The 20,837-nt window shown below is 63.4% G+C and carries 23 protein-coding genes; 8 read left to right on the top strand and 15 right to left on the bottom strand.

The window, feature by feature from the left end:
- Positions 1-72: 72 nt before the first annotated feature.
- The 8 genes from ABNW52_RS15510 (at position 73) to ispH (ending at position 9,230) form a co-directional block, all read left to right on the top strand.
- A complete protein-coding gene (locus ABNW52_RS15510) occupies positions 73-777 on the top strand; it encodes a phosphoadenylyl-sulfate reductase (protein ID WP_349589692.1) in 705 nt (234 codons plus the stop codon).
- A 60-nt stretch (positions 778-837) separates the two neighbouring features.
- The gene (locus ABNW52_RS15505; protein WP_349589689.1) at positions 838-2,496 is read left to right on the top strand and encodes a nitrite/sulfite reductase; all 1,659 of its coding nucleotides are present in this window, start codon (positions 838-840) and stop codon (positions 2,494-2,496) included.
- Positions 2,480-2,974 (top strand): DUF934 domain-containing protein, encoded by a 495-nt coding sequence (locus tag ABNW52_RS15500; protein WP_349589687.1) that lies wholly within the window; start codon positions 2,480-2,482, stop codon positions 2,972-2,974. The genes ABNW52_RS15505 and ABNW52_RS15500 overlap by 17 nt, the downstream gene beginning before the upstream one ends.
- A gap of 253 nt (positions 2,975-3,227) precedes the next feature.
- Positions 3,228-3,887 (top strand): OmpA family protein, encoded by a 660-nt coding sequence (locus tag ABNW52_RS15495; RefSeq protein ID WP_349589685.1) that lies wholly within the window; start codon positions 3,228-3,230, stop codon positions 3,885-3,887.
- Between the two features lie 125 nt (positions 3,888-4,012).
- Positions 4,013-4,948: a bifunctional riboflavin kinase/FAD synthetase gene (locus ABNW52_RS15490; RefSeq protein WP_349589682.1), complete on the top strand. Its 936-nt coding sequence runs from the start codon at positions 4,013-4,015 to the stop codon at positions 4,946-4,948.
- A complete protein-coding gene (gene ileS, locus ABNW52_RS15485; RefSeq protein WP_349589679.1) occupies positions 4,945-7,728 on the top strand; it encodes an isoleucine--tRNA ligase in 2,784 nt (927 codons plus the stop codon). Before ABNW52_RS15490 ends, ileS begins: the two co-directional genes overlap by 4 nt.
- On the top strand, positions 7,721-8,233 hold the full coding sequence (gene lspA, locus ABNW52_RS15480; protein WP_349589676.1) for a signal peptidase II: 513 nt from the start codon (positions 7,721-7,723) through the stop codon (positions 8,231-8,233). Before ileS ends, lspA begins: the two co-directional genes overlap by 8 nt.
- A 46-nt stretch (positions 8,234-8,279) precedes the next feature.
- Positions 8,280-9,230, top strand: a complete 951-nt coding sequence (ispH, locus tag ABNW52_RS15475; protein WP_349589673.1) for a 4-hydroxy-3-methylbut-2-enyl diphosphate reductase — start codon at positions 8,280-8,282, stop codon at positions 9,228-9,230.
- A gap of 209 nt (positions 9,231-9,439) precedes the next feature.
- On the opposite strand, the gene ABNW52_RS15470 is transcribed toward ispH, so the two are convergent.
- From ABNW52_RS15470 to ABNW52_RS15400, 15 genes are all read right to left on the bottom strand, one after another.
- On the bottom strand, positions 9,440-10,333 hold the full coding sequence (locus ABNW52_RS15470; RefSeq protein WP_349589671.1) for a DMT family transporter: 894 nt from the start codon (positions 10,331-10,333) through the stop codon (positions 9,440-9,442).
- The gene (locus tag ABNW52_RS15465; protein ID WP_349589668.1) at positions 10,330-11,805 is read right to left on the bottom strand and encodes an NAD(P)H-hydrate dehydratase; all 1,476 of its coding nucleotides are present in this window, start codon (positions 11,803-11,805) and stop codon (positions 10,330-10,332) included. The genes ABNW52_RS15470 and ABNW52_RS15465 overlap by 4 nt, the downstream gene beginning before the upstream one ends.
- Positions 11,802-12,416 (bottom strand): flavin prenyltransferase UbiX, encoded by a 615-nt coding sequence (locus ABNW52_RS15460; protein ID WP_349589666.1) that lies wholly within the window; start codon positions 12,414-12,416, stop codon positions 11,802-11,804. Before ABNW52_RS15460 ends, ABNW52_RS15465 begins: the two co-directional genes overlap by 4 nt.
- A complete protein-coding gene (locus ABNW52_RS15455; protein ID WP_349589663.1) occupies positions 12,406-12,939 on the bottom strand; it encodes a Gx transporter family protein in 534 nt (177 codons plus the stop codon). Before ABNW52_RS15455 ends, ABNW52_RS15460 begins: the two co-directional genes overlap by 11 nt.
- A complete protein-coding gene (locus tag ABNW52_RS15450) occupies positions 12,920-13,297 on the bottom strand; it encodes a NusG domain II-containing protein (RefSeq protein ID WP_349589661.1) in 378 nt (125 codons plus the stop codon). The genes ABNW52_RS15455 and ABNW52_RS15450 overlap by 20 nt, the downstream gene beginning before the upstream one ends.
- The gene (gene rapZ / locus ABNW52_RS15445; RefSeq protein ID WP_349589658.1) at positions 13,294-14,151 is read right to left on the bottom strand and encodes an RNase adapter RapZ; all 858 of its coding nucleotides are present in this window, start codon (positions 14,149-14,151) and stop codon (positions 13,294-13,296) included. The genes ABNW52_RS15450 and rapZ overlap by 4 nt, the downstream gene beginning before the upstream one ends.
- Entirely contained in the window at positions 14,132-15,088 is a 957-nt protein-coding gene (gene hprK / locus ABNW52_RS15440) for an HPr(Ser) kinase/phosphatase (RefSeq protein ID WP_349589655.1), read from the bottom strand. Before hprK ends, rapZ begins: the two co-directional genes overlap by 20 nt.
- Positions 15,081-15,539 carry a PTS sugar transporter subunit IIA gene (locus tag ABNW52_RS15435; RefSeq protein WP_349589653.1) on the bottom strand — a complete coding sequence of 153 codons (459 nt, stop codon included), beginning with the start codon at positions 15,537-15,539 and terminating at the stop codon, positions 15,081-15,083. Before ABNW52_RS15435 ends, hprK begins: the two co-directional genes overlap by 8 nt.
- A 131-nt stretch (positions 15,540-15,670) precedes the next feature.
- The gene (gene hpf / locus ABNW52_RS15430; RefSeq protein WP_349589650.1) at positions 15,671-16,000 is read right to left on the bottom strand and encodes a ribosome hibernation-promoting factor, HPF/YfiA family; all 330 of its coding nucleotides are present in this window, start codon (positions 15,998-16,000) and stop codon (positions 15,671-15,673) included.
- A 61-nt stretch (positions 16,001-16,061) separates the two neighbouring features.
- A complete protein-coding gene (locus ABNW52_RS15425; protein ID WP_349589648.1) occupies positions 16,062-17,480 on the bottom strand; it encodes an RNA polymerase factor sigma-54 in 1,419 nt (472 codons plus the stop codon).
- A 6-nt stretch (positions 17,481-17,486) separates the two neighbouring features.
- Positions 17,487-18,215 carry an LPS export ABC transporter ATP-binding protein gene (lptB, locus tag ABNW52_RS15420; RefSeq protein ID WP_349589646.1) on the bottom strand — a complete coding sequence of 243 codons (729 nt, stop codon included), beginning with the start codon at positions 18,213-18,215 and terminating at the stop codon, positions 17,487-17,489.
- Positions 18,212-18,727: a lipopolysaccharide transport periplasmic protein LptA gene (lptA, locus tag ABNW52_RS15415; protein WP_349589643.1), complete on the bottom strand. Its 516-nt coding sequence runs from the start codon at positions 18,725-18,727 to the stop codon at positions 18,212-18,214. The genes lptB and lptA overlap by 4 nt, the downstream gene beginning before the upstream one ends.
- Complete coding sequence (lptC, locus tag ABNW52_RS15410) at positions 18,717-19,283, bottom strand: LPS export ABC transporter periplasmic protein LptC (RefSeq protein ID WP_349589640.1); 567 nt, start codon at positions 19,281-19,283, stop codon at positions 18,717-18,719. Before lptC ends, lptA begins: the two co-directional genes overlap by 11 nt.
- Positions 19,280-19,804: a 3-deoxy-manno-octulosonate-8-phosphatase KdsC gene (gene kdsC / locus ABNW52_RS15405; RefSeq protein WP_349589638.1), complete on the bottom strand. Its 525-nt coding sequence runs from the start codon at positions 19,802-19,804 to the stop codon at positions 19,280-19,282. Before kdsC ends, lptC begins: the two co-directional genes overlap by 4 nt.
- 8 nt (positions 19,805-19,812) lie before the next feature.
- Positions 19,813-20,787 (bottom strand): KpsF/GutQ family sugar-phosphate isomerase, encoded by a 975-nt coding sequence (locus ABNW52_RS15400; RefSeq protein WP_386108241.1) that lies wholly within the window; start codon positions 20,785-20,787, stop codon positions 19,813-19,815.
- Between the last annotated feature and the right edge of the window lie 50 nt (positions 20,788-20,837).

Below are 20,837 nucleotides of genomic sequence, written 5' to 3'. Positions count from 1 at the left end.
ACAATATTCTTTTCGGACTTAAAGGCTTTGGCTACTATCGCAAGCTCTGAACGTATGCCCCGGAGGCACCCGATGAGCCTTGCCGAGAAGCTCGCCCGTACCGAAGCGCTGCTGAAAGACATCGCCGCCAAGCATGGCAAGGTGGCGCTGGCCAACAGCTTTGGTGCCGAAGACATGGTGCTGACGCACCTGATCGCCACCCTGAACCTGCCGATCGGCATTTTCAGCCTGGACACCGGCCGTCTGCCGGTGGAAACCTATACCCTGATGCAGCAGGTGGGCGAACGCTACCCGGCGTATCCGATCCGCGTGTTCTACCCGGATGCCACGGCGCTGGAAGCCTATGTCAACCAGAACGGCATCAATGCCTTCTATAACAGTGTTGAGCTGCGCAAATCCTGTTGCCACATCCGCAAGATCGAGCCGCTCAAGCGCGCGCTGTCCGGGCTGGATGGCTGGATCACCGGCCTGCGCCGGCAGCAATCGCTGACCCGTGTCGATCTGCCGGAAGCCGAGTTCGATGCCGACAACGGCCTGATGAAATACAACCCGCTGCTGGACTGGACCGAAAAAGAGGTGTGGGAGTACATCCGCGCCAATGACGTGCCGTACAACAGCCTGCACGACAAGCATGTGCCGTCCATCGGCTGTGCGCCCTGTACCCGTCCCATCGCCGTGGGCGAGGACATCCGTGCCGGTCGCTGGTGGTGGGAGAACCCGGACAGCAAGGAGTGCGGCCTGCATGTGAAGGCCAGCCCGCTCAAGCGCCCAGAGTAAGCCCGCAATAACCAAAGGTTGGCCGCATCCGGCGGCCCGCCTGATAAAGAGAGTTTCTGCATGTACAAGTACGATGAAGTGGACCACCGGCTGGTGCGTGAACGGGTTGCCCAGTTCCGCGACCAGACCCGGCGTTTCCTGGCGGGCGAACTGAGCGAAGACGAGTTCCGTCCGCTGCGCCTGATGAACGGCCTGTATGTTCAGCGTCATGCGCCGATGCTGCGCGTGGCCATTCCCTACGGTCACCTGAACAGCACCCAGCTGCGCAAGCTGGCGCACATCGCCCGTAGCTACGACAAGGATTACGGCCACTTCACCACCCGCCAGAACATGCAGTTCAACTGGCCGGCGCTGGAAAACGTGCCGGACATCCTGGCCGAGCTGGCGGAAGTGGAAATGCACGCCATCCAGACCTCCGGCAACTGTGTGCGCAACACCACCACCGACGCCTTTGCCGGCGTGGCCGCCGACGAGCTGATCGACCCGCGGCCGTACTGCGAAATCATCCGCCAGTGGAGCACGCTGCATCCGGAGTTCGCCTACCTGCCGCGCAAGTTCAAGATCGCGGTATCCGGCAGCGTGGAAGACCGTGCCGCCACCTGGGTGCACGACATCGGCCTGCACGTGGTGCGTAGCGAGGATGGCGAGATCGGCTTCCGCGTCATCGTCGGTGGCGGCCTGGGCCGTACCCCGATGGTGGGCAAGGTGGTGCGCGAGTTCCTGCCGACCTGCCATCTGCTGACCTACCTGGACGCGGTGCTGCGCGTGTACAACCGCTTTGGCCGTCGCGACAACAAGTACAAGGCCCGCATCAAGATCCTGGTACAGGCGATGACAGTGGAGGCGTTCGCCGCCAAGGTGGAAGACGAATGGCTGCACCTGAAGGATGGTCCGGCCACCCTCAGCGATGCCGATGTGGCCTACTACGCCGCCTTCTTTACCGATCCGAGCTACGAGGCGCTGGCGGCCAACCCGGCCGAGTTCGTGGCGCAGCAGGCCAGCGAGCCGGCGTTTGCCCGCTGGCTGGCGCGTAATACCCATGCTCACAAGCAGCCGGGCTACCGCTCGGTGGTGCTGTCGCTGAAAAAGACCGGCGTGCCGCCGGGCGACATTACCGCGGCGCAGATGGATGTGGCCGCCGATCTGGCCGACCGCTACAGCTTTGGCGAGCTGCGCGTGGCGCACGAGCAGAACCTGATTCTGGCCGACGTGAAGGAAAGCGATCTGTACCAGGTCTGGCTGCAGGCGAAACAGCATGGCTTCGCCACGCCGAACATCGGCCTGCTGACCGATATCGTGTGTTGCCCGGGCGGCGATTTCTGTTCGCTGGCCAATGCCCGCTCCATTCCGGTGGCGGAGGCGATCCAGCGCAAGTTCGACGACCTCGACTACCTGTTCGACCTGGGCGACATCGACTGCAACTTCTCCGGCTGCATGAACGCCTGTGGTCACCACCATATCGGCAACATCGGCATCCTCGGCGTGGATAAGAACGGCGAGGAGTGGTACCAGATCACACTGGGTGGCAGCCAAGGCAACCAGTCCGCCATCGGCAAGGTGATCGGGCCGTCGTTCGCCCAGGCCGACGTGCCGCTGGCATTCGAAAAAATCATGCAGCTTTACCTTGAGCAACGTCTCGCGGGTGAGCGTTTTATCGAGACCGTGCGCCGTATCGGCCTGGTCCCGTTCAAGGAGCGTGTATATGCAAAACTTGATTAAGCAGGGCGTGATCGCTACCGACGACAGCTGGCAGCTGCTGCGCGCAGAAGATGCGGCGTTTGCTGCCGACGATGACGTGATCCTGCCGCTGGCCCGCTTTCTGCAAGTGCAGGGCGGGGAACATCGCGGCGGTTTGGCGGTCTTGCTGGCTCCGGACAGCGATCCGCTGGCCTTGCAGCCGCATCTTGCCGATCTGCCGCTGATCGCCATCGATTTCCCGGCTTTCGCCGACGGCCGTGGCTACAGCATTGCACGCCTGCTGCGCGAACGGCTGGCCTACCGTGGCGAACTGCGTGCCGTCGGCGATGTGCTGCGCGATCAACTGTCGTACATGGCGCAGGTTGGTTTTGATTCCTTTGCCATTCGCGAAGATCGCTCGGCGGCGGAAGCGCTGGACGGGCTGGCCGACTTCAGCGAGCAGTACCAGGGCACCGTGCTCAAGCCGGTACCGCTGCTTAAACGGCGTGTTTCAAATTAAGGTGTGGCAAAACAGCAACTATTCTGGCCTGCTTCGGCAAAATGGCACGCCAAAGTGTTGCTTTTTTCACGACTATTTAAAGATGCGACATTGACATGTGGTTTGCCGGTTTCCTATAGTCACGAAAGATGCGTTTGTTTTACTTAACCAGACGCGAGCGTGATAACTGGATTCAGCCTGTTATCTTTAAAATGCGCTTTTTAAAGAGCAGGCAGTCACACTGTGATGCTTGCATCAACTTAGAGGATCTCACATGAAAAATTCGATCAAACTGAGCGCCCTGCTTGCTTCCCTGCTGGTTTCCGCTGCTGCACTGGCTGCACCGAACCAGGGTTATTCTGTTGATGGTCAGCTGACCAACGTTATCAAGAATGCCTACGGCGAATGCTGGCGCCTGCCGACCACCTACGACAAGGCTCGTGATGGCCTGGTTGAGTGTGGCGACCGCGCTCCGGTAGTTGCTGCTGCTCCGGTTGCTCCGGCCCCGGTTGCTCCGGCTGCGCCGAAGTATGTAACCAAGAGCGTTAGCCTGTCCGCTGAAGGCCTGTTCGAATTCAACAGCGCCAAGATCATCGAAGGCAACCAGCAGCTGAACGACCTGGTTGGCAGCCTGAAGGCCGACAGCCAGCTGAAGTCCGTTGCCATCACTGGTCACACCGACTACCTGGGTTCCGAGAAGTACAACCAGGCACTGTCCGAAAAGCGTGCTAACGCTGTGAAAGACTACTTCGTTGCCGCCGGCATCGCTGCTGACAAGGTTTCCGCTGTAGGCAAGGGCGAATCCGAAGCCAAGCTGACTGCAGAATGCACCGCCAAGAAGTTCAAGAAGCGTGCTGACCTGATCGCCTGCCTGGCCGGCGATCGCCGTTTCGACGTAACCGTTGAAACCGCCAAGCAAGAAGAAGTGAAGTAATCGGCTAAATCGCTGATCTTCATTGCAAAAGCCCCGGGATTCCCGGGGCTTTTTGTTTGGGGGTTTTGCTGGCGTTGTGAGGGTTGGCTGGTTAAAATCGCCCTTTACCTTGTTTTCGTGTAGCCATGCGTGCGTTTCTGGGAAATCCCTGCCGTTTTGACCTGCCGCCCTGTGCCTTGACCATAGGCAATTTCGATGGCGTGCATCTGGGACACCAACGCATGCTTGCCCGCTTGCGCGACGAGGCGGATGCGCGTGGCCTGCCCACGGCGCTGCTGACGTTCGAACCGCATCCGCGTGAATTCTTTGCCAAGGGCCAGCCGCCGGCGCGCCTGGCCGTGCTGCGCGACAAGCTGCAGTTTCTGGCGCAGGGAAACCTGGTCGATTACGTGTTCATCTACCGCTTCAACCATGCGTTTTCGCGCATGGCGGCGGAAGACTTCGTGCAGCAGGTATTGCTGCAGGAGTTGAAAAGCCGCTACCTGCTGATCGGCGACGATTTCCAGTTTGGCGCCGACCGCAAGGGCAATTTCGAGTTGCTGCAGAACTGCCGTGACTTCGTCACCGAGGCGATGCCGTCGGTGCTGGTGGCCGGCGAGCGCGCCTCCAGCACCCTGGTACGCGACAGGTTGGCCGCCGGCGATCTGGATAGCGCCGCCCGCCTGCTGGGGCGCCCGTACCAAGTGTCCGGCAAGGTGATGCACGGCCAGAAGCTGGGGCGCACTATCGGCTTTCCCACCGCCAATGTACACCTACCGCACCGCCGTCCGCCGCTGGAAGGCGTGTTCGTGGTACAGGTGGATACCCCGCACGGGCGTCTGGGCGGTGTGGCCAGCCTCGGCAAGAACCCGACGGTGACCGACAGCCAGCACTACAAGCTGGAAGTCCATCTTTTCGATTATCAGGGCGAGTTGTACGGCCAACGTTTGACCGTGCACTTCCTGCACAAGCTGCGCGACGAAGCGCGCTACGACGATTTGAACGAGCTGGTGGCGCAGATTGAACGCGACGCCGCCAGCGCCAAAACCTATTTGAACAGTTTGCAACGAGATCAGGCATGAGCATCGACTACCGCAAGACCGTAAACCTGCTGGACACCCCGTTTCCCATGCGTGGTGACCTGGCCAAACGTGAACCGGGCTGGCTGAAAAGCTGGCAGGAACAGCAGCGCTACCAGAAGCTGCGCAAGATTGCGGCCGGTCGTCCCAAGTTCATCCTGCATGACGGCCCACCGTATGCCAACGGCGATATCCATATCGGCCACGCCGTCAACAAGGTGTTGAAGGACATCATCGTCCGCTCCAAGACTCTGTCCGGCTTTGACGCGCCGTACGTGCCGGGCTGGGACTGCCACGGCCTGCCGATCGAACTGATGGTGGAAAAACTGCACGGTAAGGATATTCCGGCCGCCAAGTTCCGTGAGCTGTGCCGCGAGTACGCCAGCGAGCAGATCGCGCGTCAGAAGAAGGACTTCATCCGCCTGGGCGTGCTCGGTGACTGGGACAATCCCTACCTGACCATGGCGTTCAAGACCGAAGCCGACATCGTGCGTACCCTCGGCAAGGTCTATGAAAACGGTTACCTGATGAAGGGCGAGAAGCCGGTGCACTGGTGTATCGAGTGCGGCTCCGCGCTGGCCGAAGCCGAGGTGGAATACGAGGACAAGACCTCGCCGGCGATCGACGTCGGTTTCAAGGTGCTGGAAGGCGACAAGTTGGCCGCAGCCTTCGGCCTGGCCGGCAGCGTGGATGACTCTTACGCGGTGATCTGGACCACCACGCCGTGGACCTTGCCGGCCAACCAGGCGGTGGCGGTGAGCGCCAGCCTGACCTACCAGCTGATCGACACCCCCAAGGGCAAGCTGATCCTGGTGAAGGAACTGGCCGAGTCGGCACTGAAGCGTTACGGCTTCGAAGGCGCGTCGGTGCTGGGCGAAGCGGTGGGTGAAAAGCTGGACATGATCCACCTGCAACACCCGTTCTACAGCCGTGAAGTGCCGATCATCTGCGGCGATCACGTGACTACCGATGCCGGTACCGGCTTGGTGCACACCGCGCCGGCGCACGGTCTGGAAGACTTCCAGGTCGGCCAGCAGTACGGCCTGCCGGTAGAAAACCCGGTAGCCGACAACGGCCGCTACAAATCCACTACCGAGCTGTTCGCCGGTCTGTCGGTGTGGGAAGCCAACCCGAAAGTGATCGACACGCTGATCGAAAAAGGCAACCTGATCCAGCAGGACAAGCTGCTGCACAGCTACCCGCATTGCTGGCGCCACAAGACGCCGATCATCTTCCGCGCCACCGCGCAGTGGTTCATCGGCATGGATCAGGCCGGCAACGACAGCCAGGTGCTGCGCGAGCGCGCCAAGCAGGCGGTGGACAGCACCGAATTTTTCCCGGCCTGGGGCCGTGCCCGTCTGGAAGCGATGATCGGCAACCGCCCGGACTGGTGCGTATCGCGCCAGCGCAACTGGGGCGTGCCGATGACTTTCTTCGTGCACAAGGAAACTGGCGAGCTGCACCCGGATTCCGCCGCGCTGCTGGAACAGGTGGCGCTGCGCATCGAGCAACAGGGTATCGAAGCCTGGTTCAGCCTGGATGCGGCCGAACTGCTGGGTGAGGATGCGGCCAACTACCGCAAGCTCAGCGACACCCTGGACGTGTGGTTCGATTCCGGCTCCACCCATTTCGCGGTGCTGAAGCAGCGTGCGGAACTGGCGTGGCCGGCCGACCTGTACCTGGAAGGCTCCGACCAGCACCGCGGCTGGTTCCAGTCGTCGCTGCTCACCGGCTGCGCCACCATCGGCCGCGCGCCGTACCAGCAGCTGTTGACCCACGGCTTCGTGGTGGATGGCAAGGGCATGAAGATGTCCAAGTCCAAGGGCAACGTGGTGGCACCGCAGAAAGTGAACGATACCCTGGGCGCCGACATCCTGCGCCTGTGGGTGGCTTCCACCGACTACTCCGGCGAGCTGGCGATCTCCGACGAGATCCTTAAGCGCGTGACCGAAAGCTACCGTCGCCTGCGCAACACCATCCGCTTCCTGCTGGCCAACCTGTCGGATTTCGACCCGATGGAAAACGCCGTGCCGTACGAACGCCTGGCCGAGATCGACCGCTACGCGCTGATGATGGCCAAGGAAATGCAGGAGAAAGTGACCGGCGAACTGTACCCGCGCTACGCCTTCCACCACGCGATGCAGGAGATCGTGAACTACTGCTCGGAAGACCTGGGTGCCTTCTACCTGGACGTGCTGAAAGACCGCCTGTACACCACCAAGGCCGACAGCCATGCCCGCCGCAGCGCGCAGACCGCGCTGTACCACATCACCCGCAGCCTGTTGCTGTTGCTGTCGCCGGTGCTGTGCTTCACCGCCGACGAAGCTTGGCAAGTGATGCTGGGCAGCGAGGAAGAAACCCCGCTGTTCCATGTGTGGCATGAGTTCCCGAACCCGACAATTGGCGCAGAAGACGCGCTGGTGGCCAAGTGGCAGCAGATTCGCGCCTTCCGCGCCGAGGTGAACAAGCAGATCGAGGCGCTGCGCAGCGCCGAGCAGCTGGGGTCCTCGTTGCAGGCCGAGCTGGAGGTGGTCGCTGCCGGCGAGCTGTTCCAACAGCTGGCCAGCCTGGGCGATGACCTCAAGTTCGTGCTGATCGTATCGCGCGTGAGCCTGATCGAAGGTGCCGAAACCCGTATCACGGTAGCGGCGTCCGCGCATGCCAAGTGCGATCGCTGCTGGCACTACCGTGCCGATGTCGGCAGCCACGCCGGCCACGAAACCGTGTGCGGCCGCTGCGTAGACAACATCGATGGAGCGGGTGAGGCGCGTGTCCATGCTTAAAGCGTGTTCTGTGGCGGCCGGCGAATCGGCCGCCAAGCGCAGCTTGCGCTGGTTTACCATCGCGTTGATCGTGATCGTGCTGGATCAGCTGACCAAGATCTACTTCAATGGCAGCTACCAGTACGGCGAGCAGCGCGAGGTGATCCCGGCCGTGCTCAACTTCACCCTGCTGTACAACCCGGGGGCGGCGTTCAGTTTTCTGGCCGGTGCCGGTGGTTGGCAGAAGTTCTTCTTCACCGGGCTGGCGTTTGCGGTTTCCGGCTGGCTGGGCTGGCATATCGTCAAGGGCAGCTTCAGCTGCCTGATGAACCTGGCGGCGTCGTTCATCATCGGTGGCGCGCTGGGCAATGTGATCGACCGCCTGATCCACGGTCACGTGATCGATTTCATCCAGGTGCACTGGCAGCAGAGCTGGTACTACCCGGCGTTCAACGTGGCCGACAGCTTCATCTGTGTCGGCGCGGCGCTAATGGTGCTGGACAGCCTGCGCAAGCCGCAGCACTGACCCGTTGGCCGCGTTGCGGCCAACCTTTTCTTGCAAGGACATTCCGATGACGAAAACCATCATGCTGGCCAACCCGCGCGGCTTCTGCGCCGGGGTGGACCGTGCCATCGCCATCGTCGAACGTGCGCTGGAGTTGTACGGCGCGCCGATCTACGTGCGTCACGAGGTGGTGCACAACCGTTTCGTGGTGGAAAACCTGCGCGCCAAGGGCGCGGTGTTCATCGAGGAACTGAAGGATGTGCCGGCTGGCAGCACGCTGATCTACTCCGCGCATGGCGTGCCGTTGTCGGTGCGGCAGGAGGCCGAGGCGCTGGGGCTGACGGTGTACGACGCGACCTGTCCGCTGGTGACCAAGGTGCACGTGGAGGTGAAGCGCATGCACCAGGCCGGCATGGAAATCATCATGATCGGCCACGCCGGTCATCCGGAGGTGGAAGGCACCATGGGCCAGGTGGGCGACCGCATGTACCTGGTGGAAACCGCTGCCGATGTGGCCACGCTGCAGGTGCAGGACCCGACGCAACTGTCCTACGTCAGCCAGACCACGCTGTCGGTGGACGAGACCCACGACATCATCGCCGCGCTGAAGGCACGCTTTCCGGCCATCCACAGCCCGAAGAAGGACGATATCTGCTACGCCACGCAGAACCGCCAGGACGCGGTGAAAGTGCTGGCCGACGAGTGCGACATCGTGGTGGTGGTCGGCTCGCCCAATAGCTCCAACTCCAATCGCCTGCGCGAAGTGGCGGCGCTGCGCGGCGTGGATGCCTATATGGTGGACAACGCCAGCCTGTTGCAGCCGCAATGGTTTGCCGGCAAGCAGCGGGTGGGGGTGACTGCCGGTGCCAGCGCGCCGGAAGTGCTGGTGCAGGCGGTGATCGAGCAGATCAAGGCTTACGGTGCCAACAGCGTCAGCGAGCTGGACGGGGTGGAGGAGAGCATCACCTTCGCCTTGCCGCCGGGCCTGCGCGAGCCGAAAGGCGGCAGCGCGGGCTAGCTTCCCACCGCAGCCAACACATGCGGCCAACCTTGCGTGAGCATGGTTGGCCGTTTTTTATACCGCCACGGCAAGACCCTGGCAGGCTCCGCGCCATGCCGGCCACAACGTTGGCCGCAGGTTTGCGCGCTGCGGCCTGCTGCGGGCAACCGCCGCCGCCCGTGCCGCAATGGCCGGCGTCGCGGCGTTTTCGTCGCCGCCGCTCCCGCCTACGCCAGCTGCTGCCGTGGCAGCGGCAGCTTCTGTAGCAGCAGCCCGGCGAGGATCAGCCCCAGCCCGGCCAGCGTGCTGGCCAGGATCGGTTCGCCCAGCAACAGGTTGATCAGGAACAGCGACAGCAGCGGCGACAGGAAGATCAGGTTGGCAATGCGCGCGGTGCTCTGCGTCAGCTTCATCGCCGACAGCCATAGCACGAAGGTAAAGCCCATCTCCAGCATGCCGACATAGGCGGCACCGGCAAGGCCTTGCCACGCCACCGGCTGCAGTTCGCCGCGCAGCGCGCACCACAGCAAGGTCAGCGGCAGCGACAGCAGGAAGTTGAGGGTCAGGCCGAGCACCGGCTCGCGTTCGTCGCGGGTATTGAACAGCCAGTAGCCGGCCCACAGCAGGGTGGACAGCAGCGCGAAACCGACACCGGGCAGATTGCTGAACTGCAGCGCGAACGGTGCGCCACGGGTGGCAATGGTCAGCACCCCGCTGTAGCACACCACCGCGGCGATGGCGTCCTGCGCGCGCAGACGCTGGCCCAGCACCGGCACCGCCAGCAGGGTCATGGTCAGTGCCCAGGTGTAGTTCAGCGCCTGTGCCTCCTGCGCCGGCAGCAGCGCATAGGCCTGGAACAGGATCAGGTAGTACACAAACGGGTTGACCGTCCCCAGCAGCAGCGAGCGGCGCCAGTGCTGGCGCAGCGCCGGTAGCAGTTGTCCCAGGCGGCGCTGCCAGCCCAGGATGGCGAGCAGCGACAGCAATGAAAACACGCTGGCGTACAGCAGCAGCTGCGCCGGCGACAGGTGTTGCAGACTGATCTTGAAAGCGGTGGCGACGGTGGACCAGGCAAGAACGGCGGACAGACCAAACAGATAGGCTTTACTTTGCTGCTTCAAAACAACGGGGCTCCGGCAGGGCTGACACGGCGGTTCAGCTCGCGTGTCATCAAAGGTAATAAGGTGGCGGCGGTAAGGCCGATGGGGCCGCCCGCCTGTTCGCTGTAATGCTCGCCGGCGCTGGCATGCACGTCGGCGGCCAGATGGGCGGCATCCAGCGGCGACAGCCCTTGCGCCAGCAGCGCGACAATGGCGCCGGCAAGGATATCACCCTGGCCGGCCACCGCCAGCGACGGGCTGCCGCGGCGCAGCAGGCGATAAGGTTGGCCGTACTGCGCCAGCAGCGTGCCGCAGCCCTTGAGCAGTACCACGCAGCCAAAGCGGCGCGCCAGCTCGCGCACCGCACCGACGCGGTCGGCCTGGATGGCGGCGGTATCGACATCCAGCAGGCGGGCGGCTTCGGTGGGGTGCGGAGTGAGGATGGTGGCGCCGTGGCGCTGCAGCAGCTGCTGCTGTAGGGCGTGATCGGCGGCCAGCAGGTTGAGGCCGTCGGCATCCAGCAGCAGGGTGCCCGCATGCGGCAGCGCGCGGGCGAGCGCGGCATGTGCCTGGTCGCTCAGCCCCAGGCCGGGGCCGAGCACCAGCTGGTGCTGCTCGGGAATCAGCAGATTGTGCTGCCACGGGCGCAGCATCAGTTCCGGGCACAGCGGGTCCAGCGTCAGGCCACCATCCAGCGGGTGCACGAACACCTTGCCGGCACCCATCGCCAGCGCGGCACGGCCAGCCAGCAGCGCGGCACCGGTCATGCCGGGGGCGCCGCCGATGATGCTGAGCACGCCATGACTGCCCTTGTGCGAATCGCGCTTGCGGCGCAGCACGGCGGCATCCGGCAGCGCCAGGGTGCCGGCATGCGGTGGGTACAGCGTGGCGGGGCAGCCGAGGTCGTCGATGATCACCTCGCCGCAGTGGTCCGGCCCGGCGGCGGTGTACAGCCCGGGCTTGGGACAGAGAAAGCTCAGGGTGATGTCGGCATGTAGTGCCGCACCCAGCGCTTGCCCGGTTGCGGTATCCAGCCCGCTGGGGATGTCGATGGCCAGCTTGCGGCAGGGCAGGGCATCCAGCGCTTGCAGCAGCGTCAGCCAGTTGTCTTGCAGCGGGCGGGCCAGGCCGACACCGAACAGGCCATCCAGCAGCAGTTCCGGAACTTCGCGCGGCAAGGTTGGCCGCACGCTGCCACCCAGTGCCTGCCACTCGGCCAGCGCCGCCTGCACCGCGGCATTGCCAGGCGCTGGCAGCAGTACCTCCACCGCATAGCCGGCGCGGCGCAGGCGGCAGGCGGCGAACAGCGCATCGCCACCGTTGTTGCCGGGGCCGACCGCCACCAGAATGCGGCTAGCCGGTGGATAGTGGCGGCGTACCCAGTCGGCAATGCTGTCGGCGGCGCGCTGCATCAGCGCCAGTCCGGCGGCGTCGGCAGCCAACTCCAGCTGGCGCAGGGCGGGCAGGTCAAGAATATCGCTGTGCGGGTTCATGCGCGCTCCTCGCCCCAGCGCGGCAGCAGTTGCTGCGGCACGCGCAACTGGTCCAGGATGCGGGCGACCACGAAGTCCACCATGTCCTGCACCGTTTGCGGGTGGGTGTAGAAGCCGGGCGAGGGCGGCAGGATGCACACGCCGAGGCGCGCCAGCTTGAGCATGTTTTCCAGATGGATGGCCGACAGCGGCGCCTCGCGCGGTACCAGTACCAGCTTGCGGCCTTCCTTGAGCATCACATCGGCGGCGCGCTCGATCAGGTTGTCGCTCATGCCCTGTGCCACCGCTGCCAGCGTGCCCATCGAGCACGGGCAGATCACCATGGCGTCGGCCGGGTTGGAGCCAGAGGCCGGCGGCGCGAACCATTCCTCGCGGCCATATACCCGCAGCTGGCCTGGCTGCGGCTGGTAGCGTGCGGCCAACCATTGCTGCAGTTCTGCCGGGCGCGAGGGCAGGGTGAGGTTCATCTCCTGCTGCGCCACCACCTGTGCTGCCTGCGAGTACAGCACCCACACCCGCACGCCGGCGGCGAGCAGGCAGTCGATCAGGCGCAGGCCGTAGGGCAGGCCGGAGGCGCCGGTAAGGGCGACGGTTACGGTGTCAGGTTTCATCCGTGGCGGACTCCAGCAGTTGCAGGGTAAACAGGCCGTTGAGCAGCCCGGTGACAGTGGCGGCGGTGAGCAGCGGCGGTAGCAGCAGCCACACGCCCTGATGCGGAATCAGCCAGCCGCGCGCCAGCAGCAATTGTCCGCCCAGATGGCCGCAGGCCGCCAGCAGGCTGTAGCTGATCACGCTGAAGCCACGCCGGGGCAGCCATTGCGCCAGCGCCAGCAGCAGCAGGCTGCCGCCGCCGCCGGCCAGGCTCAGCCAGAAGCCGGGGGTGAACAGACTGCCCAGCAGCAGGCCGGCGCCAAGAATGCGCAGCAGGCTGACCCACACTGCGGCACGCCAGCCCAGACGCGCCAGCGCATACAGGGTGACGATATTGGCCAGGCCGGGCTTGATGCCGGGCAGCGGGCTGGGCAGCGCGGCATCCAGCAAGGCCAGCACGATGCCGCAGGCAGCCAGACTGGCCAGGTGGTGGTCGTGGTTGCTGGCGAGCAGTTCGCGGGAGTCAGAATGCCAGTGAATCATCTTGGCTCTGGCCACCAATGCTGATAGCGGTACGGTTGGGCAGGCACAGTGCGGTTTCGCCGGCGCGGCTCAGCCAGCCTTGCTGCACGCAATACTGGCGCGGGCTGGGATCGCTGACGATACGGGCGCGGCCGGCACGGACTTCCACCACGGTGATGCCCAGCGGGCCGGGGAGTTCAAAGCGATGATCCAGCCGCAACGGCCAGTGGGTAAACTGCTGGCCATTGGCGCTCAGCACCAGTTCGCCGGCGTTGCCCTGTTGCCACCATAGCCAGCGAAAGCTGGCGCCACAAGCCAGTAGCAGCAGCAACAGCAGCAGCCAGTCGCCGGCCAGCAAGCGTGGCCAGCGGCCGCTCATTTGTGGCTGTCGCCGCTGCGGCCATCCAGCTGGCGGTGGCGCAGCAGTACCTGTTCGTCGGCAAAGCCCGCGGCCAACTGTTCGGCCAGGTACACCGAGCGGTGCTGGCCGCCGGTGCAACCGATGGCGACGGTGACGTAGCTGCGGTTGTCCTGCTTGAAGCGCGGCAGCCAGCGTTGCAGGAAGCCGGCGATGTCCTGCTGCATCTGGCTGACTTCCGCCTCGCCGGCAAAAAAGTCGCAAATGGGCTGGTCGCGGCCGGTGAGCGGGCGCAGCGTCTCGTCGTAGTAGGGGTTGGGCAGGCAGCGCACGTCGAACACGAAATCGGCATCCAGCGGAATGCCGTGCTTGAAGCCGAAGGATTCGAAGACCAGCGTCAGCCGGCTGCTGTCGGCCTCGGCCATCACTTTCACGTAGCTGCGCAGCGCGTTGGCGGACAGGTTGCTGGTGTCGATGCGGTGGCCCAGGTCTACCACGTGCTCCAGCATCTCGCGCTCCAGCCGGATGCACTCTTCCACGGTCAGGGCATTGCCGGACAGCGGGTGGCGGCGGCGGGTTTCCGAGAAGCGTTTCACCAGCACTTCGCTGGTGGCTTCCAGGTAAATCAGCCGTACGTCGGAGACAACGCCTTTCAGCTCGCTGATGGCTTTGGGCAGTGCGGCCAACGTGGGGGCAGAACGGGTGTCGACACTGATGGCGATATGCTGGTAGCCAAACTCGCTGTACAGCTTGAGCGCGTCCATCAGCATGGTGGCCGGCAGGTTATCCACACAGTAATAACCGAGGTCTTCCAGCACCCGCAGCGCCACCGACTTGCCGGAGCCGGACAGGCCGCTAATCAGGATCAGTTGCATGTTCCTGGTCCCGAAGCAGATTGGTGTGACGGTCGATGAATTCGCGGGTGCTGTCGATGCCGCGCAGCTGCAGGATGTAGTTGCGCACCGCGGCTTCCACCAGCACCGCCAGGTTGCGGCCGGCGGCCACCGGGAGGATCACCTTGCGCACGGTGACGCCGAGGATGTCCTGGGTTTCGGATTGGATATTCAGCCGGTCCAGTGCCTGCATCGCCTGATCGTTGGCCTTGATCAGCTGGATAATCAGCTTCAGCACCTTCTTCGGGCGTACCGCGGTTTCGCCGAAGATGGTGCGGATGTTGAGGATGCCGAGGCCACGCACTTCCAGGAAGTCGCGCAGCAGCGGCGGGCAGCGGCCTTCCAGCGTTTCCGGGCCGATGCGGTACAGCTCCACCGCGTCGTCGGCCACCAGGCCGTGGCCGCGCGAAATCAGCTCCAGCGCCAGCTCGCTCTTGCCCATTGCCGAGTCGCCCATGATCAGCACACCGATTTCCAGTACGTCCAGAAATACGCCGTGCATCACGGTAGATACGGCCAGGGCGCGCGCCAGGTAGATGCGCAGCACGTCCATCAGGTACGGGCTTTCCAGCGGCGTGCTCATCAGCGGCACGCTGTGGCTCTGGCAGTAGTCCTGCAGCAGCTTGGGCACCGTCTGGCCGTTGGCAACGATCACCACCGCCATGGTCTTGTGGAACAGCTGGTCCAGCGCGGTGCGGGCGGCGGCCTGCTCCAGTTTGTCCAGGTATTCCACCTCGGCCAGACCCAGCACCTGCACCCGGTTGGGGTGAATGAAGTTGAGGTGGCCGACCAGCGCCTGTGTCGGCCGCTGTTCGTCGTTGGAAATCAGGTTGTCGGAGCCGGATTTGCCGGCGATCCAGCTCAGATTGAGTTTGTGCTGATTGTCCTGGAACAGGCGGCGGACACTGACATTAGGCATGGTGGCTGTCTTCGCAAAGCAGGGCGTGCAGGGTGAGGTTATCGGCGCAGCACATTTTCTCGCGCAGGCTGCGGCTGGAGAACAATTGCGCCAGTTCCGACAGCACCTGCAGGTGCAGATCGGTGGCCTGCTCCGGTACCAGCAGCACGAACAGCAGGTTGACCGGCTTGCCGTCCGGGGCCTCGAATGGAATCGGGGTTTTCAGCCGCACGAAGAAGCCGGTAGCGTCCTTCAGGCCCTTGATGCGGCCATGCGGAATGGCGACACCCTGGCCCAGCCCGGTAGAGCCCAGCTTTTCGCGGGCGAACAGGCTGTCGAACACATCGCTGCGTGCAATGCCGAAACTGTTTTCAACCAAGAGGCCGATCTGTTCGAACAGGCGCTTCTTGCTGGAGATCTCCAGGTCCGCCAGTACGTGCGACTGGGGAAGAATCTTGCCGATCAAGCTCATGATGTCTTTAGGGGCGGAAAAACGTCGGCCATTCTACGCTGAGTCCGCCGTTTTCCATAGCAACAGCGTGTCTGGAGGCCAGCAAAAACGGGAGCCTGTGGCTCCCGTTGTTATTTGTGCTGGCGACTGGTTTACAGTGCCGCGTCGGCGGCGTCAGCCTGTGGCGCAATACTACGATGCTCCCCCTGTTTTTCCTTGAACTTCAGTACCTGACGGTCCAGTTTGTCCATCAGGGAATCAATGGCGGCGTACATGTCGGAATCGTTTGCCTCGACATGGATGTCCTTGCCGGCCAGATGCACATTGACCTCCGCTTTTTGTACCAGTTTATCCACGGACAGCGTCACGGTTACGCCGATAACATTATCAACGTGACGGGTGATGCGTTCCAGTTTGCTCTCGATGAAATCGCGCAGGGCGGGGGTAACTTCGAGGTGTAGACCGGTAATTTTGAGGTTCATACCCTGACTCCTTCTGTTGACGATACGGTCGGGCTGGCCGTACCGGGTTTTCGTAGCACTCTTATAGTGCTTTGCGAAGGTTAACTGGCGGTATCTGCATAGCTTCACGATACTTGGCTACGGTGCGCCTGGCAACCTGTATGCCCTGTGCCGTGAGACGATCGGCGATGGCACTATCGGACAGCGGTTTTTTGCTGTCTTCCGCATCGATAATCTGGCGGATATGCGCCTTGATGGCCGTGGCGGAGCATTCGCCGCCACTGTCGGTTTCCAGCGCATTACCGAAGAAATACTTGAGCTCGAACAGGCCACGGCTGCACAGCAGGTATTTCTGGGTTGTGACCCTGGAAATCGTTGACTCATGCAGCCCCAGCTCATCCGCGATGTCTCGCAGAATCAGGGACCGCATTGCCACTTCGCCGTGTTCAAAGAACGCCTGTTGCCTGTCAACGATAGCTTCCGACACTTTCAGGATGGTGTCAAATCGCTGCTGGATGTTTTTCACCAGCCAGCGCGCCTCCTGCAATTGGCCGCTGAGGTTGTGGCTGCTGTCGCGCTGTTGCAGCATGCCGGCATAGAGCTGGTTGACCTGCAGTTTCGGCAGCACGCTGCGGTTGAGCTGGGCGACCCAGCGGCCACGGCGGCGGACAACGTGGATATCCGGCACCACGTAGTGGGTCTCGCCCTGGTCGAAACCGCTGGTCGGCCGCGGCCGCAGGGTGGAGATCAGCTGGTGGGCGGCGCGCAGTTCGGCCTCGCCCACGTTCAGCAGTTTCTTCAGGCGTACAAAGTCGCGGTTGCCCAACAGGGCCAGGTGCTCGCGCACCAGGGTGGTCGCCAGTTCGCGTGACGGCGTGGATGTCGGCAATGCGGCCAACTGCAGTTGCAAGAATTCGGCAAGCTGCCGGCTGCCGATGCCGACCGGCTCGAACTGCAGCAGCAGCTTGCGCAGGTACTCCAGCTCGTCGGTGTCGACGTCCAGTTCCAGCGGCAGGCTGGCGGCAAATTCGTCCAGCGGCGTGGTGAGGTAGCCGTCTTCGTCCAGCTCCTCGATCAGCAGGGTCAGCAGTGCGCTGTCGCGGCGGCTCAACGGCATTTCGCCGATCTGTGCCGCCAAGTGCTCGCGCAGCGTCGGGCGGCACGGGGTGTTGAGAATGGGGTCGAATTCGTCGTCGTCATCACGGCCGCTGCCACCGCCGCCGCTGCCCCAGTCGCCCAGCTCCATTTCATCGCGCTCGCGCGGGCTGTCTTCAGTGCTGCTGCTGTCGCTGCTGGCTTCGTTGCTGACCTGTGCCTCTGCCGGCTCGTGTTCGCTCTGGCTGTCGCCGTCGGCGCGTTCCAGCAGCGGGTTTTCCAGCAGGTAGCGCTCCAGCTCGGTGGAGAGGTCGAGCGTGGACATTTGCAGCAGCTTGATCGACTGCTGCAATTGTGGGGTCAGGGTCAGTTGCTGGCTGACTTTTAGCTGCAGGGACTGTTTCATGCCGCTTTACAGGTGGAAGTGCTCGCCAAGATAAACCTGCCGCACCTGTTCGTTGCTGACCAGTTCGGCGGGCAGGCCGGAAGCCAGCACGCGGCCTTCGGAGATGATGTAGGCGCGGTCGCAGATGCGCAGGGTCTCGCGCACGTTGTGGTCGGTAATCAGTACACCGATGCCGCGTTCCTTGAGGAAGGAAATGATCTTCTGGATGTCGATGACCGCGATCGGGTCGACGCCGGCAAACGGTTCATCCAGCAGGATGAAGCGCGGACGGGTGGCCAGCACGCGGGCGATTTCCACCCGGCGGCGCTCACCGCCGGACAGCGCCATGGCATTGCTGTCGCGCAGGTGATCAATGTGCAGATCGTCCAGCAGCAGTTGCAGCTCGTTTTCCAGCTGTTCGCCGCGATAGCCGGCCACTTCCAGCACCGCCAGGATGTTTTCCTCCACCGTCATCTTGCGGAAGATGGAGGCTTCCTGCGGCAGATAACCCAGCCCCAGGCGGGCGCGCTTGTGGATGGGCAGGTGGGTAATGGTGTCGCCGTTGAGGGTGATGTCACCGGCATCGGCGGCGACCAGACCCACCACCATGTAGAAGCTGGTGGTCTTGCCGGCACCGTTGGGGCCGAGCAGGCCGATGACTTCACCGCTGGCGATGTCCATCGACACGTCCTGCACCACGGTGCGCTTCTTGAAGGTTTTTTTCAGGTGCTGGATGCTCAGGCGGCTTTGCGTCATGGCTTGTCCTGCGGCTTGGGCTGGATGATCACGGTCACGCGGCCCTTGGTGCCACCGCTGGCGGCCGGGCTGCCACCCATTACCTGGTAGATCTCGGTCACGGTGTTGTAGGTGATCTGCTCACCGGTCACCAGATCGGCACCGCGCTTCACGCGCGCCTTGCCGGTCAGCACCACCTGGTTGGTGACACTGGTGTAGTCCACGCGGTTGGCCTGGCCTTCGATGTACTCGTTCTTGCCGTCCAGCTTCTGGCGGAACTGTGCCTGGTTGCCAAAGGCCTGCAGCGTCTGGTTGCCCTGGGCGTCGCGGGTGACAATGGTCTTGTCGGCACGCATGCTGAGCGTGCCCTGGGTGGCGACCACATTGCCCTCCAGGATGTTGATGCCCTGTTTCTGGTCCAGCGAACCGCGATCCGCCGCCAGTTCGATGGGTTTGCTGCTGTCTGCCTTTTCGGCGTAAACGTTGGCCGCAGCACAGCACAGGGCCAGTGCAAGCATCAGGCTATGGCGCATAGTGCATCCTTACTTGGGACAGCAGTTTCAGCTGCCCGGCTTGGTGATTGTAGATAAAGCCTACCGCGCGGATCTGCGAGGTGCCGTAGTCCAGGACCAGCGGCGCATGGTTGCTGGCAGTCTGGCTGCGGTTGTCTAGGCGCAGCGACGGCGTTTGCAGGTGCATGGCCGGCTTGCCGGCCTGCGGCGCGCGCTGCAGGTGTACGCGGCCGGAGAAATCGGCGACGTCCTGCGGTTTGTTATAGCGGCCATTGTCGGCAGTAATGCGGTAATCCGCCTGGCCTTGGCTGAACTGCTGCAGTTCCGGCTCGGTAAAGTACACCGTGTTCACCTTGGGCAGCTTCCACATCTGGGTGGCCGTGAGCTGTTGCCACGGGCGGCCCTGCTCGTCGAAGCGCTTGGCGCTGACTTCTTCGATGGTGTATTCCGGCTTGTCCGGGTTGAGCTCGCGCTGGACCGGCTGTTGCCACTGCGTCAGCACATTGAGCCAGGACGCGATCAGGCCCATGCCCAGCAGCAGGCCCAGCGGGAACAGTTTGCCGGCGCGACTTTTCATGCCAGGTACGCCGCCATCAGCCGTTCGTAATTGCCCTGCGCCTGCAGGATCAGCTCGCACAGCTCGCGTACCGCGCCGCTGCCGCCCTGGCTGCCGGTAACGAAGTGGGCATGCTGGCGCACGAAGCTGGGCGCATCCGGCACTGCCACGGCAAAGCCGACGCGCGACATTACCGGCAAGTCCACCACGTCATCGCCGATATAGGCGCACTGTTCGGCTTGCAGGCCGGTTTTGGCCAGCAGCTCGGCGAACACGCCACGCTTGTCGTGCACGCCTTCGTAGTAATGGTCGATGCCTAGGCCGCGCGCGCGGTGGGCAACGCCGGGAGCGGCGCGGCCGGTGATGATGGCCAGCTGCACGCCGGTGGACTGCAGCATTTTCAGGCCGTGGCCATCCAGTGTATTGAAGGCTTTCAGCTCTTCGCCGCTGGCGGTGATGAAGATGCGGCCATCGGTCAGCACGCCATCCACATCCATGATCAGCAGCTTGATCTGTTTGGCCAGTTCGGTAATCGGTTGCATGGCTAGTCCTATACCACGCCTGCCTTGAGCAGGTCGTGCATGTTGAGTGCGCCTGCCAGGCGCCCCTGCTGGTCTACCACCAGCAGGCCGTTGATCTTGCGTTGTTCCATTTCCTTGACCGCTTCCACCGCCAGCAGGTTGGCCGCAATGGTGCGTGGCTTGGGCGTCATCACGTCGTCGATGCGCAGGCCGGCCAGATCCAGGGTGCGATCCAGCGTGCGGCGCAAGTCGCCATCGGTGAAGATGCCGAGCAGGTTGCCGTCGCCATCCACTACCGCAGTCATGCCCAGGCCCTTGCGCGTCATTTCCAGCAGCGCCTCTTTCAACGAGCTGCCGCTAACGATGCGCGGCAGGGCCTCGCCGCTGTGCATCAGGTCGCTGATGTGCACCAGCAGGCGCCGTCCCAGGCTGCCGCCCGGATGCGACAGCGCGAAGTCTTCCGGTTTGAAGTTGCGCGCATCCAGCAGGGTGACTGCCAACGCATCGCCCAGCGCCAGCGCGGCGGTGGTGCTGGTGGTGGGCGCCAGTCCCAGGGTGCAGGCTTCTTTGTCCACCGCTGCATCCAGGTGCACGCTGGATTCGCGCGCCAGCGTGGACTGCGGGCGGCCGGTCAGCGAGATGATGGGGATGCCCTTGCGCTTCACCGCCGGCAGCAGGGCGATGACTTCCGCGCTTTCGCCGGAGTTCGACAGCGCCAGCATGATGTCGCGTTCGGTAATCATGCCCAGGTCGCCATGCGCGGCTTCGGCCGGGTGCATGAAGAACGAGGGCGTGCCGGTGCTGGCCAGCGTGGCGGCAATCTTGTTGCCGATATGGCCGGACTTGCCGATGCCGGTGACCACCACGCGACCCTGGCACTGCAGTACCAGTTCTACCGCGGCGAGAAAATCGTCGCCTAGTCGATCCGACAGGGCGATGATGGCGTCGGCTTCGGTGTGCAACACCTCGCGTGCCAGCGCAAGACGCTGTTGTTTGAGCGCAATATCCATAGCCAGTAATTATATCAGCTTATAATCAGGCACTAATCCCGCAG

Source organism: Vogesella oryzagri (assembly GCF_040148885.1).
In the GTDB taxonomy this organism is placed as follows: Bacteria; Pseudomonadota; Gammaproteobacteria; order Burkholderiales; family Chromobacteriaceae; genus Vogesella; species Vogesella oryzagri.
Note: the sequence above shows the minus strand (reverse complement) of the source record. Positions and strands in the feature narration are given on the sequence as shown.